Source organism: Algoriphagus antarcticus (assembly GCF_002150685.1).
In the GTDB taxonomy this organism is placed as follows: Bacteria; Bacteroidota; Bacteroidia; order Cytophagales; family Cyclobacteriaceae; genus Algoriphagus; species Algoriphagus antarcticus.
In genome coordinates, this window is sequence record NZ_MSSW01000130.1 from 1 (window position 1) to 1867 (window position 1867).

Sequence of the window (1867 nt, forward strand, 5' to 3'; positions counted from 1 at the left end):
CAAACCCTTGGCATCGAAGGGATTGGAAGGATAGACTATTTTCAGTCCTGGCGTATGAAAAAACCAGGCTTCGTTGGACTGGGGATTTGATTTTGCACGCATTCCTATTTCTTACCCAGTGTGCTTGGACATAGATAGAAGCAGACCAATTCGGCCGGATGAGGTATTGAACTTTGACGAAAGTCGTCTGGAGAAAGTGATGAGCTAGTCGAGCAATGTATTTCTCAAGGATTACATGGGAGTTTTCAGGGGCTTTTGGAGTAATGAATTCTGGTTGAAAAGATGTAGAATACGAAGATTGGTATGGGGACAAGATCGATCGGAAGTTTATATAATTGCTCAGAGCTCATATTTGATCACTCAAGAGGGTATTTAGAATTAAAACGAAAAGGTTAGGGTTTTCGAAATCCCTGACCTTTATTTATTCTGACTTTTTATAAAGTGGGATTTTCAACCCGACATATACATCTGCACTACGGGAAGAACTTGAAATCAGATTGGAGAGAATAGAACCTGAACCTACCGTCAAAGGACCGGCTCTAAGGCCAAAACCCCATGCAATATTAGAGTCATATTGACGCACACTCAATGGACTGTACACACTTATCCACCTCATCTCAAATCGGGGAGTAACCGAAAAGGAATTGATAATGTTACTTATCGGTATATCAGATACTTTTTTGATTGAAATAGCGCCTTGTGCACTTACAAAGAATCTGTTTGTGATACTGTAATCGGCAAAAATCTGAATGGCAGTGGGTAAGCCGAACTTTGTTTCTTCCAGCGTTTCTGTGCCGTTATAGTTATCTTCCAATACCTCATCCAAATCTTTTTCTTCAAATTCTGTAGCGTCAATGGTAGCATTCATATCGTAGCGAAAATTACTCGTGCCTTTATAATTTATTGCTCCAATGTCCGTCAATGAAAGCCCTACTCTAATTTTATATGGATTCTCATCACTGTTGTCTATATCCCTAAATTCATAAACAGCTCCTAGATCTGCTCCAAAGCCTCCACTGACATCTGAAAAGCTAATTTCTTCAGAATCAAAACCTGACGTGTAACCATAATTAAGACTACCAGTAGTGGTAAGAGATTCATTATCTGCGCTATAATTGGCAGTCAAAAGCGGACTCAAACCAAATACTCCTCCAGCCCCGCCAAGGTACTTGAGGGTAGCTCCGGCTTTCAAAAAGTGCTTGTCTTTCTCAAGAACTACTCTTCCGTATGTAAGACCAATTTCGGCCCAAGCATGTACAACTCCAGATAAATCATTCATCGAGATATTGAAGTTGCCTACATCCTCATCACTGTTTAATACTTCATATAGTTCCCCTCCAATATTATGGAGATTGAAAATCGCCCGTGCCCGGGTAGTAATAGCGATACTGTTTTTTTGGTTGAGGTTAAAAAGAACTGAGGGGCCGAGGATATCCACATTTCCGAAAAAATTATTATTGTCCAGCGGGTTCTTTTCTGCATCTGTATCAAAATCAAAACCGTCATTAATGTTTTTAATGTCACTTAAATTAATACTGATGAAGTCATTCCCGACATAGGCGCTAGCAGAGAAGAGATTAATATCCAGTTTCATCCTAGAATTAGCCGCATTTGCAGGGTTAATAAGCACGGATTGAATTCCAGTGTAATTGTCTATGGTATTACCGATAAATGATTGGGCAGCTAATGGTTTTGGTAGGTTTAGCGAGATAATAGCTAGCGCGAATAATGTAAAGAATGATTTCATAAAATGTTAAGGTTTATTTTAGAGGATATATGAAAAGAAAAAAACTAACCCTAAATAATTGTAAATAGGCTTAAAATACAATTCTAATAAAGCGAAAGTTCAATTAATTTGCTTTTGAAG

Annotated in this window: 1 protein-coding gene; it reads right to left on the reverse strand. The window is 38.6% G+C overall.

Annotation, left to right across the window (positions count from 1 at the left end):
* Nucleotides 1-421 precede the first annotated feature (421 nt).
* Nucleotides 422-1747, reverse strand: a complete 1326-nt coding sequence (locus tag BVH04_RS24930) for a DUF5723 family protein (RefSeq protein WP_086544171.1) — start codon at nt 1745-1747, stop codon at nt 422-424.
* Between the last annotated feature and the right edge of the window lie 120 nt (nt 1748-1867).

Coding starts and splice junctions, on each gene's coding strand:
- BVH04_RS24930 (WP_086544171.1), bottom strand. CDS start 1,747: ATGAAATCATTCTTTACATTATTCGCGCTAGCTATTATCTCGCTAAAC.